The sequence below is a fragment of the Provencibacterium massiliense genome (assembly GCF_900169495.1).
Classification (GTDB): Bacteria; Bacillota; Clostridia; order Oscillospirales; family Ruminococcaceae; genus Harryflintia; species Harryflintia acetispora.
The window spans coordinates 1,276,141-1,291,357 of sequence record NZ_FWCH01000012.1 but is presented as its reverse complement, the minus strand read 5'-3'; the positions used below and the strand labels follow the sequence as shown (position 1 = coordinate 1,291,357).

The 15,217-nt window shown below is 59.5% G+C and carries 16 protein-coding genes and 1 pseudogene; 16 read left to right on the top strand and 1 reads right to left on the bottom strand.

The window, feature by feature from the left end:
- Window positions 1-14: 14 nt before the first annotated feature.
- The 11 genes and pseudogenes from B5477_RS11245 to hisE all read left to right on the top strand — a co-directional run bounded on the left by B5477_RS11245 (window position 15) and on the right by hisE (window position 8,297).
- A complete protein-coding gene (locus B5477_RS11245; RefSeq protein ID WP_079699781.1) occupies window positions 15-731 on the top strand; it encodes a hypothetical protein in 717 nt (238 codons plus the stop codon).
- Between the two features lie 192 nt (window positions 732-923).
- Window positions 924-1,865: pseudogene (gene hisZ / locus B5477_RS15375) on the top strand (ATP phosphoribosyltransferase regulatory subunit); the annotation flags it as partial.
- Between the two features lie 6 nt (window positions 1,866-1,871).
- The gene (hisG, locus tag B5477_RS15370; RefSeq protein ID WP_079700474.1) at window positions 1,872-2,552 is read left to right on the top strand and encodes an ATP phosphoribosyltransferase; all 681 of its coding nucleotides are present in this window, start codon (window positions 1,872-1,874) and stop codon (window positions 2,550-2,552) included.
- Entirely contained in the window at window positions 2,549-3,847 is a 1,299-nt protein-coding gene (hisD, locus tag B5477_RS11235; protein WP_079699780.1) for a histidinol dehydrogenase, read from the top strand. The genes hisG and hisD overlap by 4 nt, the downstream gene beginning before the upstream one ends.
- A gap of 13 nt (window positions 3,848-3,860) precedes the next feature.
- The gene (locus B5477_RS11230; RefSeq protein ID WP_079699779.1) at window positions 3,861-4,937 is read left to right on the top strand and encodes a pyridoxal phosphate-dependent aminotransferase; all 1,077 of its coding nucleotides are present in this window, start codon (window positions 3,861-3,863) and stop codon (window positions 4,935-4,937) included.
- Window positions 4,934-5,512 (top strand): imidazoleglycerol-phosphate dehydratase HisB, encoded by a 579-nt coding sequence (gene hisB, locus B5477_RS11225; RefSeq protein ID WP_079699778.1) that lies wholly within the window; start codon window positions 4,934-4,936, stop codon window positions 5,510-5,512. Before B5477_RS11230 ends, hisB begins: the two co-directional genes overlap by 4 nt.
- The gene (gene hisH, locus B5477_RS11220) at window positions 5,513-6,115 is read left to right on the top strand and encodes an imidazole glycerol phosphate synthase subunit HisH (RefSeq protein WP_079699777.1); all 603 of its coding nucleotides are present in this window, start codon (window positions 5,513-5,515) and stop codon (window positions 6,113-6,115) included.
- A 1-nt stretch (window position 6,116) separates the two neighbouring features.
- Window positions 6,117-6,836: a 1-(5-phosphoribosyl)-5-[(5-phosphoribosylamino)methylideneamino]imidazole-4-carboxamide isomerase gene (gene hisA, locus B5477_RS11215; RefSeq protein WP_079699776.1), complete on the top strand. Its 720-nt coding sequence runs from the start codon at window positions 6,117-6,119 to the stop codon at window positions 6,834-6,836.
- An 18-nt stretch (window positions 6,837-6,854) separates the two neighbouring features.
- Window positions 6,855-7,616: an imidazole glycerol phosphate synthase subunit HisF gene (gene hisF / locus B5477_RS11210; RefSeq protein ID WP_079699775.1), complete on the top strand. Its 762-nt coding sequence runs from the start codon at window positions 6,855-6,857 to the stop codon at window positions 7,614-7,616.
- A 17-nt stretch (window positions 7,617-7,633) separates the two neighbouring features.
- A complete protein-coding gene (gene hisI / locus B5477_RS11205) occupies window positions 7,634-7,966 on the top strand; it encodes a phosphoribosyl-AMP cyclohydrolase (RefSeq protein WP_079700473.1) in 333 nt (110 codons plus the stop codon).
- Window positions 7,967-7,970: 4 nt separating this feature from the next.
- Window positions 7,971-8,297 carry a phosphoribosyl-ATP diphosphatase gene (gene hisE, locus B5477_RS11200; protein WP_079699774.1) on the top strand — a complete coding sequence of 109 codons (327 nt, stop codon included), beginning with the start codon at window positions 7,971-7,973 and terminating at the stop codon, window positions 8,295-8,297.
- A 47-nt stretch (window positions 8,298-8,344) separates the two neighbouring features.
- Here hisE and B5477_RS11195 read toward each other — a convergent pair whose 3' ends face one another.
- Window positions 8,345-9,181: a PocR ligand-binding domain-containing protein gene (locus B5477_RS11195; RefSeq protein WP_079699773.1), complete on the bottom strand. Its 837-nt coding sequence runs from the start codon at window positions 9,179-9,181 to the stop codon at window positions 8,345-8,347.
- Between the two features lie 178 nt (window positions 9,182-9,359).
- Here B5477_RS11195 and B5477_RS11190 point away from each other — a divergent pair, with 178 nt between their 5' ends.
- From B5477_RS11190 to B5477_RS11170, 5 genes are read left to right on the top strand one after another with little or no spacing between them, the layout of a single operon-like run.
- Window positions 9,360-10,664: a sugar ABC transporter substrate-binding protein gene (locus tag B5477_RS11190; RefSeq protein WP_079699772.1), complete on the top strand. Its 1,305-nt coding sequence runs from the start codon at window positions 9,360-9,362 to the stop codon at window positions 10,662-10,664.
- A 36-nt stretch (window positions 10,665-10,700) separates the two neighbouring features.
- Window positions 10,701-11,582, top strand: coding sequence for a carbohydrate ABC transporter permease (locus B5477_RS11185; protein ID WP_207739343.1), 882 nt, complete (start codon window positions 10,701-10,703; stop codon window positions 11,580-11,582).
- Window positions 11,583-11,597: 15 nt separating this feature from the next.
- Window positions 11,598-12,404, top strand: a complete 807-nt coding sequence (locus B5477_RS11180) for a carbohydrate ABC transporter permease (protein WP_079699771.1) — start codon at window positions 11,598-11,600, stop codon at window positions 12,402-12,404.
- Window positions 12,405-12,443: 39 nt separating this feature from the next.
- Window positions 12,444-14,282, top strand: coding sequence for a DUF4091 domain-containing protein (locus B5477_RS11175; RefSeq protein ID WP_079699770.1), 1,839 nt, complete (start codon window positions 12,444-12,446; stop codon window positions 14,280-14,282).
- A gap of 15 nt (window positions 14,283-14,297) precedes the next feature.
- Window positions 14,298-15,215: an ROK family protein gene (locus B5477_RS11170; RefSeq protein ID WP_079699769.1), complete on the top strand. Its 918-nt coding sequence runs from the start codon at window positions 14,298-14,300 to the stop codon at window positions 15,213-15,215.
- Window positions 15,216-15,217 lie beyond the last annotated feature (2 nt).

Sequence of the window (15,217 nt, the reverse complement as noted above, 5' to 3'; positions counted from 1 at the left end):
CGGAGGAAAAAACGATGTCGAGTACGAACAAAACGGGTCTTGGATTCAACCAGTGGATTTTAGCCGACAAGCCGACGATGGAAGATTTCAACGCGGACAATGTGTTGGTGGAACAGCTCTTGGAGGAGAGATGCTCCAAAGAAGAGACTGACAGAAGATTTATGGAAGTGGAACAGCTCTTGGATGAGAGATACACCAAAAGTGAGGCCGACGGAAAGTTTGTGGCACGGGAAACGCTCACAGCCAATGATATTATGGTAAGTTCTCCTGTGTTCCCAGTGAAAACCTCCGTTGAGGGAGCGCTTGTAAAACTTAGTGGAGAGAAGCTGAATAAAAGCCAAATAGGGACCTTCCAAGTGAAGCTGGAAAAGGGGACGGCGACTTATTCTACCAGCACCGGGACCTATTGTAAGACCGGGAACATGGTGGTAGCGCATGTGGCGTTGGTGCTGTCTTCTGCGGTGGCGGGAGCGCCGGCGGCGGACCGGGTCGATTTGGTCGGCCTGCCCTTTCCCGCTTACGGCGGAAATGCCCGCTTTATAGGAACGAGCGGCTATACGAAAAACTTTACGAATGTGACCGGCCAGGTTCGGCCGAGAATAGCGCTTGGGACGAAAATAGAATGCGTGGTGGATAATTCCGGTACGAGTGGGATTCATATGTTAACATATGCGAATCTGACGGCAACCTCGCAATTTGACTTTACCGTCATCTATTTTACAGCACAGTAATAAAGTCTTAGAATAAGCATCCGCGGGCCGCCGGCATTGCCGGCGGCCCGTTCTTTGACGATCCCTGTCCTGTCGCGCGCCCAAAAAAGATTTACCCTGCCGGGAGGGTGTGCTATACTAAAAATAGGTTGACAGATTTAATTTCATATGATAGCATATTAGCACACTAAAGTATGACGAAGGAGTGCCAAAATGAAGCGATACGACAAGGTGACGCCGGTCTCCACGCGGGACCTGCTGTTCGGGGAATGTGAGAGTTTGCGGCGGGTGCAGGAGAAGCTCTGCCGTCTCTATGCCCGACACGGATTCCGCGAGGTGATGACCCCGTCGCTGGAGTATTGCGACGTGTTCGGCTCCTCCTATGGGCAGGTGCGTCCGCAGCAGACCGCCAAGCTGACCGACTCGCAGAACCGCATGCTCTGTATGCGCCCGGACTGCACCGTGCCGATTGCGCGGCTCTGCAGCACCAAGCTGCAGAACGCTCCGCTGCCGCTGCGCCTGTACTATAACCAGCAGGTCTATTCCACCCCGCGCGAGCACAGCGGCAAGGCCGCCGAGTTTTCCCAGGCCGGGGTCGAGCTGATCGGCGGCGCCGGACGGGAAAGTGATTTGGAAATCCTCTCGCTGGCGGCCGAGAGCCTGCGGGAGCTCTCGGCGGATTACCGGCTGGAAATCTGCCATATCGGGTTCTTCAAGGCCCTGATGAACGAGCTGCAGGCCCCCTGGGAGGTCAAGGAGCAGGTGCGCGAGCTGATCGGCCAAAAGAGCTATGCGACGCTTGGCGACCTGCTGGAAGGCTACGCCTCCCAGAGCGCAGCGCAGGCGCTGTGGGTCCTGCCCCGCCTCTTCGGCGGCAGCGAGATCCTGGCGCAGGCCAGAGCGCTGGTCGAGGGGGGCGAGGCCGCCCGGGCGTTGGATGATATCGAGCAGCTCTACCTGGAGCTTTCGCGGGCGGACCCCGGCGAGCATGTGCTCATCGATCTCGGGCTGGTCGGCCAGGCGGACTACTACACCGGGGTGATCTTCCGGGGATACCTTGCCGGGATCGGCGAGCCGGTCCTGCTCGGCGGGCGGTACGACAACCTGATCGGCCAGTTTGGGCCCGCGCGCCCGGCTGTCGGCTTCGGGGTGAACGCCTCGCTGGTCGCGCAGAGCGGCCCCGCCACCGGAGGGACGAAGGAGAACACCGTCACCCTCGCGCTGACCAAGGGCCGGCTCGAGCGCAAGGCGGTGGAGATGCTCGAGAGCCTCGGGTATGACTGCGGCGAGCTGCACGACAAGGGACGCCGGCTGATCTTCCATCTGGGGGAGAGCGGGCTGCAGGTGATTTTGGCCAAGGCGGCGGACGTGCTCACCTATGTGGAGAGCGGGGTGGCGGATATCGGCATTGTCGGGAAGGACACCATCCTGGAAAACGGCGGCAGCTTTTACGAGGTTTTGGACCTTGGATTCGGACGGTGCCGGTTTGCGGTGGCCTGTAAAAACGGGGATGACCTTTATTCCGGATATAACGCGAAGGTGATCGCCAGCAAGTATCCGAAGGTGGCGCTGGGCTTCTTCGAGGAGAAGGGGATGGACGTCGACGTGGTGAAGATCGAGGGCTCGGTCGAGCTCGCCCCGATCCTGGGATTGGCCGATGCGATCGTGGACATCGTGGAGACGGGAAGCACCTTAAAAGAAAACGGGCTGCAGGTGGTGGAGGAGATCGCGCCGGTCTCGGCGCGGCTGATCGTCAACACCGCGGCCATGAAGTTAAAAAAGGAAGCCATCGGCAGGGTGATCGCCGGGGCGGAACGATATGTGGGGGAGGAAACGAAATGATTCGTTTGACTTATGCCAACGGAAAGGACGAATACGAGCTGCTCGGGCAGCTTCGCGACCGCGGCGAGGCGGTGGACAAAAAGGTGAGCGAGGCGGTCGCCGGGATCATCGGGGACGTGCGCGCGCGTGGGGACGAGGCGCTGCGCGAGTACACCGCCCGCTTTGACGGCTACTGCCCCGAGGACTTGGAGGTCAGCCGGGACGAGATCAACGATGCGCTCAGCTCGGCCGACCCGGAGTATGTGCAGGCGCTCCTCAGTGCGCAGGAGAACATCACCGAATTCCACACCCGCCAGAAGCACCAGAGCTTTGTGGACATGAAGGCAAACGGGGTCATCCTGGGGCAGAGGGTGCGGGGGCTGCACCGCGTCGGGCTCTATGTGCCGGGCGGTACGGCGGCCTATCCCTCGTCGGTACTGATGAACGCCATCCCGGCCAAGATCGCCGGGGTGGGCGAGATCGTAATGGTCACCCCGCCCGGCAGGGACGGGAAGCCCAATCCCGACATCCTGCTCGCCGCGGCGATCTGCGGGGTGGACCGGGTCTTTCTGGTGGGCGGGGCGCAGGCGGTGGCGGCGCTCGCCTTCGGAACCGGGACCGTCCCGCGGGTGGATAAGATCGTGGGGCCGGGGAACATCTACGTCGCCACGGCCAAAAAACTGCTCTACGGCACGGTGGACATCGACATGATTGCCGGGCCCAGCGAGATACTGGTGATGGCCGACCGCTCGGCCAACCCGCGGTACCTGGCGGCCGATCTGCTCTCCCAGGCCGAGCACGACCCGCTGGCCAGCGCGATCCTGCTGACCACCGACGAGGGAATCGCCAAGGAGACCATCGCCGAGCTCGGGCGGCAGAAGGCCGCCCTCTCCAGGAAGGCGATCATTGACCAGTCCCTCTCGGGCTATGGTGCTGTCATCGTCTGCCGCAGCTGCTCGGAGATGGTGGAGCTTGCCAACCTCATCGCGCCCGAGCACCTCGAGGTCGTCTGCGAAAACCCGATGGAATATGTCGGACAGCTCGACAATGCCGGTTCGATCTTCCTCGGGCAATATGCGCCCGAGCCGCTGGGGGATTACTTCGCGGGCCCGAACCATGTGCTGCCCACTAGCGGCACGGCCCGCTTCTTCTCGCCCCTGTCGGTGGACAGCTTCGTAAAACGCAGCAGCTTTATCTACTACACCCGCGAGGCGCTCGAGGAGGCGAGGGAGGACATCGTGCGGATCGCGAACTCCGAGGGGTTGAGCGCCCACGCCAATTCGATCACGGTGCGCTTCGACGAACAGGCGCTGTAAGGGGGAATAAAAGATGGCCTATCAACTGCCCAAAAAGGTGCGGGACCTCATCCCCTACGACCCGATCAGCGGCAGCTATCAAATCCGGCTGGACGCCAACGAGAGCCCCTACGCTCCCGACGGGCAGCTGCTGGAGGAACTGCTGAAAAGCTCCCCCGCGCTCAACCGCTACCCCGACCCCTATGCGGCCGAGTGCTGTGCCCTCTTTGCACGGCAGTTCGGCCTTCGCCAGGATCAGGTGGTGGCGGGCAACGGCTCGGACGAGCTGATCTCGATCATCGAGGGGTGCCTGATGGAGCGGGAGATGACCCTTTGCACCCTGCAATACGACTTCTCGATGTATTCCTTCTATTCGGCCCTGGCCGAGCTGCGGCATGTGCTGATCCCCAAAAACGCGGACTACTCGGTGGATATCGACCGGGTGATCGGGACGGTAAACCGCGAGGGGGCCGACGTGCTGATCTTTTCCAACCCCTGCAACCCCACCTCGCTGCTGATCGGGCAGGATGAAATCGAGCGGCTGGTCGCCTCGGTCGGGGCGCTGGTGGTGCTCGACGAGGCGTATATGGACTTTGCGGGGAACGGGCGCAGCGGGATGGACTTAATCCCGAAATACGACAACCTGCTGATCCTTCGCACCTGCTCGAAGGCCTATGGCGCGGCGGGGCTGCGCATGGGCTTTGCCGCGGGGAACAAAACCTTGATCGACGCGATCAAGGCGGCCAAATCCCCGTATAACGTCAATGCCGTGACCCAGGCGCTTTGCGCTTCGCTGCTGCGCGAGCCCGACAGGATCGCGCAGCTCAGCGCCGCGCTGCACGCGCGCGCGGAGATGCTCTGTGCAGGGATCGAAGCGCTCAAAGAACGCTTCCCGGGGCGGATCGGGCGGGTCTGCGGGAGCAGCACCAACTTTGCCTTCTTTGAGCTGACGGGGGCGAAGGAGGTCCACGAGGCGCTGCTGCGCCGCTCGATCGCAGTGCGGCTGATGGGGGACCATCTGCGGATCAGCGCCGGGACCGGGGAGGAGAACGGGGCGGTGCTCGCCGCCCTCGAGGAGATACTACAAGCCAAGGAGGCCGAAGGAAGATGAGAAAGGCAGAACTCAGCCGCAAGACCCGGGAGACCGACATCGCCGTCTCGCTCGATCTGGATGGGAAGGGCGAGGGCGCGATCGAAACCGGGATCGGCTTTTTCGACCATATGCTCACGGCGCTTTGCACCCATGCGGGGATCGACCTCACTGTCAAGGCGGCGGGCGACCTCGAGGTGGACTGCCACCACACCATCGAGGACGTGGGGATCGTGCTCGGCCAGGCGCTTTGTAAAGCGCTGGGCGACAAGGGCGGGATCGCCCGGTACGGCAGCTTCTACGTACCGATGGACGAGGCGCTGGGCTTCTGCGCGCTGGATGTGAGCGGGCGGCCCTTCCTGCGCTTCGAGTGCGCCTTCCAGCACGCCATGATGGGCGGGATGGAGACCGCGATGGTCGAGGAGTTTTTCAGGGCCCTTGCGATGAACGCGGGGATCACCCTGCATTTGAGCGTCCCCTACGGGGCCAACGACCACCACAAGGCCGAGGCGCTTTTTAAGGCCTTCGCCCATGCGCTGAAGGTTGCGGCGGCAAGGACGGACGGCGGCGTGCTCAGCACCAAGGGGGTGCTGTGATTGATCGCGGTGATCGACTACGGGGCGGGGAACCTGTACAGCCTGTGCAATTCCCTGCGCTATCTTGGGATCGAGTACACCGTCACGGCCAGCGAAGAGGAGATCGACAGGGCGGACCGGGTCATCCTGCCGGGGGTGGGGGCCTTCCGGGAGGCGATGGAAAAGCTGGAGGGAGCCGGCGTGATCCCGGCGATCCGGCATAGCGCCGCCAGGAAGCCTTTACTCGGCATCTGCCTGGGGATGCAGATCCTCTTCGAGCGGGGCTATGAGTTTGGCGAGAGCGCGGGGCTCGGGCTGATCCCCGGCACGGTGCGGCAGCTCGAGGCGCCGGGGCTCAAAATCCCCCACATGGGCTGGAACGAGGTGAAGCTCCAGAACCCCTGCGCGCTCACCCAAGGGATGGGGGAGGGGGAATACTTTTACTTCGTCCACTCCTTTTGCGCCCACACCGAGGAGCGGTACATCTCCCTTTACACCGAATATGGGGAGAAGATTCCCGCCCTGGTGCACAGCGGCTATGTCTACGGCGCGCAGTTCCACCCCGAGAAGAGTGCGGCGGCGGGGCTGCAAATCCTCAAAAATTTTGCGGAGTTGAAAGTATAGCATGATTATTTTACCGGCCATCGACATCAAGGACGGGCGCTGCGTGCGCCTTTATAAAGGGGACTTTGCCACCGCCGAGCAGGTCGCGCCCGACCCGTTGGCGGCGGCGCGCGGCTTTGAGGAGGCGGGCGCCCGGTGGCTGCACATGGTGGACCTCAACGGCGCCAAGGAGCGCCGCCCCGTCAACGCGGACATTTTTAAGCTGGTGGCGAAGGAGACTTCGCTCAAAATCGAGCTCGGCGGGGGAATCCGCGATATGCAGACGGTGGAGGATTATCTCTCACACGGGATCGAGCGTGTCATCCTCGGCTCGGCGGCGCTCGAGGACCCCGCGTTCGTGCGCGAGGCGGTCTCCCGCTTCGGGGGCCGGATCGCCGTCGGGATCGACGCCAGAGACGGCTGCGTCGCCGCAAACGGCTGGCTCGAGCGCAGCGAGGTGGGCTACCTCGACCTGGCGCGCGAGATGGAGCGCGCCGGGGTGCGCACCATCATCTATACCGACATCGGCCGGGACGGGACCCTGGAGGGGGCCAACCTCGGGCAGCTGGAGGCTTTAAAAAACGCCGTCGGCTGCGACATCGTCGCCTCGGGCGGGGTGCGGGACATCGGCGACATCGCCGCGCTGCACGCGATGGGGCTCTACGGCGCGATCTGCGGCAAATCCATTTACCAGGGGACGCTCGATCTGCGCGAGGCGCTGCAGACGGCGCGGGAAAGATAAGGAAAGGCGGGAGCAGCCATGCTGGCAAAACGGATCATCCCCTGTCTCGACGTGCGGGACGGCAAGGTGGTCAAGGGGATCAACTTTGTGGGGATCAAGGAGGTCGGCGACCCGGTGGCATGCGCCATCGAGTATGATAGACAGGGCGCGGACGAGATCACCTTCCTGGACATCACCGCCACCCATGAGGGGCGGGGCACCATGCTCGACGTGGTGCGGCGCACGGCCGAGAACGTCTTCGTCCCGCTGACGGTGGGGGGCGGGATCCGCTCGGTCGACGACTACGCGCCCCTGCTGCGCGCCGGGGCGGACAAGGTGTCCATCAATTCGGCGGCGGTGCGGGACCCGCAGATCATCAGGCAGGCGGCCGACCGCTTCGGCAGCCAGTGCGTGGTGGTGGCCATCGATGCGCGGCGCAGCGCGGACGGGAGCTTTCATGTGGTGGTAAACGGCGGACGGATCGACACCGGGCTCGACGCGCTCGCCTGGGCCGAGCGGGTCTGTACCCTGGGGGCGGGGGAGATCCTGCTCACCTCGATGGACGCGGACGGGACCAAAAACGGGTTCGACCTCGAGCTCACACGGCAGGTCTGCCAAAAAGTGCCGGTGCCGGTGATCGCCTCGGGCGGCTGCGGGAAGCTGGAGGACTTTGGCGAGGTGTTCGAGGAGACGGGCGCCTCTGCGGCGCTGGCGGCCTCGCTCTTCCACTATAAGGAGCTGACCGTCTCGCAGGTCAAGGAGTACCTGCGAAAGCGGGGCATCCCGGTGCGGAAAGTGTGAAGGGGGCGGCCATGAAGATGGATTTGGAGCGGTATTTTCAGAAGTCCGAGCTGATCCCCTGCGTGGTGCAGGAGCATTCCACCGGCCAGGTGTTGATGCTCGCCTACATGAACCGCGAGAGCCTGCGGCGCACGCTCGAGAGCGGGTATACCTGGTTTTATTCCCGCTCGCGGCAGGAGCTCTGGAACAAGGGGGCGACCTCGGGGCATCTGCAAAGGGTGGTCTCTTTACACGCCGACTGCGACGACGACACCCTGCTCGCCGTCGTGGAGCAGACCGGGCCCGCCTGCCACACCGGCAGCCACAGCTGCTTTTTTAAGGATATTCCATTACAGCCAAAGGAGGAATAGCGCGATGCAGGACGTGATCCGCGGCCTTTACGAGGTCGTGCAGCAGAGAAAACGGGAGCCCCGGGAGGGCTCCTATACCTGCTATCTCTTTGAGCAGGGGCTGGATAAAATACTAAAGAAATGCGGCGAGGAGTGCGCGGAGGTGATCATCGCCGCCAAGAACGGCAAAAACGAGGACACCGAGAATGAAATCTGCGACCTGCTCTATCACCTGCTGGTGCTGATGGCGCAGCAGGGGATCCCATTGGAAGAGGTCGAGGCAATCTTGGAGCAGCGCCGGCAGAAGATCGGCAACCTCAAGCAGTTCCACAAGGTGGATCGGGAAAGTTAAATAAAAGGGAGGACCGCCGGCCGGCGGTCCTCCCTTTTTGTGCGGGATCATTTCAGCTGCAATTGCTTCTTATACTGCGTCGGCGTCATGGAAGTGTGGGACTTGAATATTTTGGTGAAGTAATTGTAGTCGCTGATCCCGACAAGCTCCGCGATCTGTGAAATGGGGTAGTTTGTCGTCTCCAGATAGGCCTTTGCCGCCTCGATGCGTTTTTTTGCGATCAGCTTGTTGACGGTGTCCCCCAATTGGGAGCGGGCGATCTGACAGAGCATGGTCTTCCCCAGTTTGATTTCAGCGGAAATATCGTCCAGGGTGATGGGCTGGTGGTAATGCGTGTCGATATAGGCCCTGATCCGCTGGGCATAATTCGGCTCTTTGGAGCGGACCAGTTCGCTGAGCCAGACATAAGCCGTGCAGGCCGATACGATCGAGGCGCAGGCCTCGATTTCATGCAGGTCGAACTGCTTGAGGTGAAAAAAATGGTCCTCCAGCGACTCGATCCCCGGATACCAGGAGCACCGCTCCTTCACCTCGTCCCACTGCTTTTGGATGGACGTATTGTCCAGGATCTGGCCGAACATCAGATAGGAGATGACCGTATCCCGCTCGATCACGGGAAAGCAGGCCTCGATCAGTCCGGCATGGCATCGGTAAACAAATTGATCCCTGCAAGCGGTGACCTTCTCGAAGGCGCTTTTGTCCGAATCATAGCACTTTTGATAGCCGATGGGGTGGGACTGGATGTAGGCGCAAAACGGATGCTTCGCCTTTGTGACCAGCAGCTCGTTGAACTGGACGTCCAGAAGCGTGAATTTCACATCGATCAAAGCGGTGAAATTATTCAGCAGTTCCATGATTTTTTGCTGGTCCAGGATGATGTCCATCTTTTTCGCCTCCTGGTCAATTATACCGCTTTGTGAAAGAATTTTCTAGTGTATGAATGAAATTATATATAAATTTTTGATTTGCTAATATATAATATGGATGTAATATACATAATCGACATTTTCCACGATGCAGAACCGAATGAAAAACACACCATGATGAGAAAGGAACGTTACGATGAAACGAGTTATCGCTCTCCTGGCGGCATGCGCATTGATGACCTCATTGGCCGCGTGCGGTTCACCGGCCGGATCGGAAAAAAACGCCTCCGCTCCAGGCGAAGCCAAGCAGCTCACCTGGTGGATGCCTCCCTATGCGACCGTCGACGCGCTCGATGAAGAAATCTGGGCGCCTGTGATCCAGAGCTTTGAAGAAAAGAACAACTGTAAAGTGGAGTTTACGGTCATCCCCTGGGAGGGGTATGAGGAGAAATATCTGACCTCCATCGCCGGGAACGCCGGCCCGGATGTGGGATACATGTATGTTGAGATGTACCCGCCCTTTATCACGATGGGGGCGGTCGCGGATGTGAACTCCTACTTTACCCAAGAGGAGAAGGACAATTTCATCGCCTGGGACAGCGGGTACATCATGGGCGGGCAGTATGGCGTGCCCTTTGCCTCGGGGGATCCCCGCGTCATCCTATACAATAAGACGATCCTCGACGAGCTGGGTGAGCAGCCGCCGAAGACCTGGGAGGACCTGCGGCGCATAGCAAAGGCCGCCACCCAGGACAAGGACGGGGACGGCAATATCGACCAGTGGGGATATGTCACCTCGTTCGCCGATTCTTACTATGGGCTCCTGCCCTCCACCTATTATCCGTTCCTCTGGCAGGCGGGCGGCGACATCTACAACGAGGCGGGGGACGAGGTGATCATCGACTCGCCCGCGGGAAAGAAATCCCTTCAGTTTTTATACGACCTGATCCATGTGGACAAGGTCGTGCCGCCCGAGTGGTCGTCGGTGACCCTCAACGACATTTTCGTCAGCCACTTCTGCTCCGGAAAAGGCGCCATGACCATGGTTTCCTCGGGCGATGCGTGCAATTATCTGCCCAACTATCCGGACCTCGAATGGGGCTATGTCACCGCGCTGGAGGATGAGGAGTCCTGGACCTTCGCGCCGACCGACTATCTCACCTTGATGTCGAGCAGCTCCGACCCGCAGCTGTCGGTCGACCTGATCAAGCATGTGCTGAGCAAGGAGGGCATAGACCGGCTCCATGAATTCCATACCCAGGCCTCTCCCCGCAAGGATGTGCCCTATCTCGGCTCGCCCCTGTTTGAAGACGCCTATCTCAAGGACGGCGGCAAGATGCGCACCCTCAACGCGACATTGGAAGGGACGCTGGTCTATGATTATCTGCTCAAGCAGATCCAGCTCATCATGAACGATCAGATCTCCATCGACGAAGGGCTGGCGGAGGCGCAGCAGTACGGCAATCAGGCGATCGCCGACTTTAAAAGCAGGAACCAATGACCGCCGATAGCGGCAACATCAGTTAGGAGGGCTTGCATGCGCAGGAACAAGAGAAAGACGGACCTCACCGGTTATGTATACATCGCCCCCATCTGCCTGGTCGTCCTGCTCATGTCCGTGGTGCCGATCTTCATCTCCCTTTACTACAGCTTTACAAATTTTGATGGCGTCAGGGCGCCGGTGTTCACCGGATGGGACAATTATGCAAAGCTCATCCGGGACCCCGTGCTGCGGGCCAGCATGATAAACACGCTGATCTATACCGTCGTCACGGTCCCGGTGCAGACGGTGCTCGCCCTTTTGCTCGCGTTCTGGCTGTCCACCTTCCGTCAGGGGAGGTGGAGCCAGTTCATCCGCGGCACGCTGTTCGTCCCGGTGATCGCCTCCAGCATGGTCGCGGGCATTATCTGGAGGGCGTTTATGGGGCCGACCGGCCTGATAAACGAGGCTTTGGGCTTGCTGAGCATACCGGCGGTCACCTTTCTGGACATCAACCACGCGCTGATGAGCGCCTGTATCGTGACGGTGTGGCGCAACCTGGGATACTTTATGGTGATCTATTTTGCCGCCATCCTGGATATTCCCAAATCCCTTTATGAGAGCGCCGATGTGGAAGGGTGCAGCTTTGGGCAGAAGCTCGTCTACATCACCATCCCCCTGCTGCGTGCGTCCACCTTCCTCATCGTCATTCTCGGCACCATCTGGTCCTTTCAGGCGTTCGACCTGGTCTTCTCCCTCACCCAGGGCGGGCCGGGCTTTAGCACGACCACCATGGTCATGACGATCTATAACACCAGCTTCAAGCAGTTCAATCTCGGCTATGCCTCCGCGCAGGCCTATGTGCTGCTCATCATCATCGTTTTGATCTCTTTTGTCCAGACGAAGGTTCTCAACCGCTCGGGAGACGGTTCCATTTAAGGGAGGGGAGTTAAAATGCGCAAAGTTTTAAAGATTGCCTGGATGCTGCTGCTCACCGGAATCACAGCCCTGATGGTTCTGCCTCTCATCTATATGGCGATGATGTCGATGACCTCGAATTTCACCACGACGGTCTCCTGGGATTTTTCTGAATACAGCTTCACCAACTATGAAAGGATCTTCGTGTCCCTGGACTTTGTCAGGTACTTCTTAAACTCCGCGGCCGTGGTAGCGGGCGCGATCCTGATCAACGTCATTTTAGGCGCGATGGCCGGCTACGGCTTCGCCAAAAAGAAGTTTCCGGGTAGGAACGCCCTCTATTACGGGATTATCCTGACGATGATGATCCCCGGGCAGGTCACGCTGATCCCCATGTATATCATTGTAAGCGCCATGGGGCTCAACAACACCCATTTTATCCTGATGCTGCCGGTGGTCAACGCATTTACCGTTTTTTTGATGACCCAGTCGATGATGTCGATCCCCGACGACCTGCTCGAGGCGGCCAGGATCGACGGAGCCAATGAGAGGATCACGTTTATCAATGTGGTGCTGCCCGTCGCGCGTTCGGCCATCGTCTCGCTGACCATCTTTACCTTCATCACGGTATGGAACGACTTCCTTTGGCCTCTGGTGATGGTGAGCGACAACCACATGCGGACCATGACCCTTGCGGTGGCTATGCTGCGCACGAACTACGGCACCAATTACGGGCTTATGATGGCGGGGGCCACGCTCGTATTCGTCCCGCCGTTCATCGGGTATGTGCTTTTGCAGAAACGGTTTGTGGAAAGCATAGCCATGAGCGGGATCAAGGCTTAATGGAAACACAACGTATCTACAGAATCTGGAGGGAGCTATATGATATTAAAAGCCTGCCTGGTGGACTCTGCGTTTAAGCATGTCCGCAAACAGGAGCTTCGGGAAAGCTTTTTCGACCGCCCGTTTTTGCCGATCACCGCTGTCAAGAACGAGCGCTTTGCCTTTCAAATGCTGGTGCGTACCGACCGGCGGTGCATGTGCTGCCTGGACGAGACGAACTATCTCAATTGGGACGGGCTCTATGACCGGGTGCGCATCGAGATGAAAGCCTCGACCCCCTTGGTTCAGGATTTGCAAATGCGCTTCGAGGGGTATGTCCCGGACGACGCCGGGACCCTGACCGCGGACCCCATCCTCGAGGTGGGGAATTGCAGCCTTGATGAGCTCGTTCCCCAGGCCGTCTGGGTGGACGGCGCCGTGCTCCCGGAGTTTGAGGGGGACGAAATTTCCATTGATTTTACGTTCTACCATCAGGCCGGGTTCGGCGACGAAGAGCGGATTCTGACGCTGTCCGCCACCGTGAGGGTGGCGCCGGTCGTGCTGCCCCAGCTGCGGGAAAACTCCGTTTATCACTTCTACCTGTGGCAGCATCCCAGCAATTGGGCCAAGACGTTCGGGGTCAGGCTGTGGGGTGAGGATCACTTTGCCGTAATCGAAAACATGCTAAAGGAGCTTTCCAGCGTGGGGATCAGCACCACGACCCTGGTGGTCAGCGAATTCCCCTGGAACGGACAGATGTGCTGCACCGAATACGAGTATCCCAGCGACCTGTATGAGCACAACATCGTGAAGGTCTATAAGGGGAAGGACGGGCGCTTTTGGTGCAATTTTGACGTCATGGATCGGTATCTTGCGCTCTGTGAAAAGTACCATATGTGCAGAGAGATCGATCTCATGGGGCTGATTTATATCTGGGCCGGCGTCGCGGAGGGGCAGTTCGCGCAAGGGCAGGTCATGAACATCAAGGAAAACGCCGGCAAGAATGCGCCGGGGAATCCGTTCGACGACTACTCGGATGGCGTTCGGATCCGTTATTATGACGAGTCGGACGGGCTGTACAAGTACATGCACAAAAAGGCGGAGCTGGGGGAATATATCCGGCTTTTGTTCTACCACTTTGTGGAAAAAGGGCTTTGGGATCGGGTCAGCCTCTTCAGCGACGAGCCGGTGGACGTCGAGGTGTGCGGCAAATGGATGCAGACCATCAAGGGGTTCGTCCCCGAATTAAGGGTCAATATCCGGCTGGGCGTCTTTAACGAGGAGATCATTGAAACCTATGGCGAGCAGGAGAAAAACCTTGTCACCCATTTTTCCGGCGTGCTGTGCCACCGGGAGATGGTGATGAAGGTCAAGGACCAAAACCGCAAGCGCGGCGGAACGTTCGACTGGGCCATCTGCTGCACGCCCGACCACCCCAACACCTTTATCCAGTCCCCCCTTATCGAGGCCCGCCTCACAAGCTGGATGACCTATCAGATGGATATGGACGGATATGAAAACTGGAAATTTGCCATCTGGCCCTCCGACCCCTGGAACCGGGTCAGCTACAAGGACCCCTCCTGGCTTTCCGGGGACATGTTCTATGTCTACCCAAACCACAATGGCAAGCCCTGCTCCTCGGTGCGGTGGGAAAACATCCGGCTGGGGCTCCAGGACTATAACCTTTTTAGGATGCTCGAGGAGAAAGGCGTCTCCCTGCGCGAAATGCGCGAGCTGTACCTCGACCCGGTCCTCACGCCCTTTGAAGAGGCGAAGGTGGAATTTGACGTCTACTCCACCCGTCCGGAAATCCATTTTGGATACTCGAGGGACTACCGCGACTATGAAAACATACGGGCGAAGCTCATCGAGCGGCTGGCTTCCTTCCAAATTGACTAATAAGGTGGAAAGAGTATGTATTCGATCGCGATCGATTCCGGCGGCACGAAGATTTCCGGCGCCGTCATTTCGGACACCGGGGAGATGCTGGAAAAAACCCGTTATGAGAACACCGGAAAGAGCGGGGACTTTTTTCTCGATACATACCGCGCCATCATCCAGTCATTTCTGCAAAAGTACGACGTGAGCTGTATCGGGATCGGGTGCAACGGCGCCGTTGACACCGATAAGGGATTGGTCGTTTCGTGCTCGCTCAACTATAAAAACTGGGTGGGGCGGCCCATCCGCAAGGAATTGGAGGAGCGCTTCGGGCTGCCGGTCTGCCTTGGGAACGACTGCAGGGCTGCCATCGCGGGGGAGGAATGGGTCGGCGCCGCGAAGGGATACAAGGATATATTGGGGATCTTTGTTGGAACGGGGCTTGGCGGGTGCTATATCCACAACGGGGAGATCGTGACGGGGTCCCGCAACGCCATGGGAGAGGTGGGGCACGGCATCATGTACCCGGGCGGGCGTCCGTGCAGCTGCGGCCAGCGCGGCTGCGCCGAACGGTACGTTTCCGGGACCGCCCTGTGGACGAGCTACAACGATAAGGCCGCCGGGGAAAGGATCCATTCCGGCTACGAGTTTTTTGAGCTGTACCGGCAGGAGGATGCCCGGGCCATTGAGGTATTGAACCAATATATATGGGACTTTTCCATCCTGCTGGCCACCTGCGCCTATCATTTCGATCCCGACGTCATCGTGATCGGCGGCGGTCTGATCGAAACGAGGGAATATTGGTGGGACGACCTGCTCAAGCGGTATTATAACATCGGCGCGCCGTGCGGCGACGGGTACGTCCCGGTTTTGGCGGCGCAAAAGGGCAACGACGCGGCGCTGTATGGAGCTGCCCGGACGGCGTTCCGTTATTTATGCGCTGCCGAAAGCTAGAG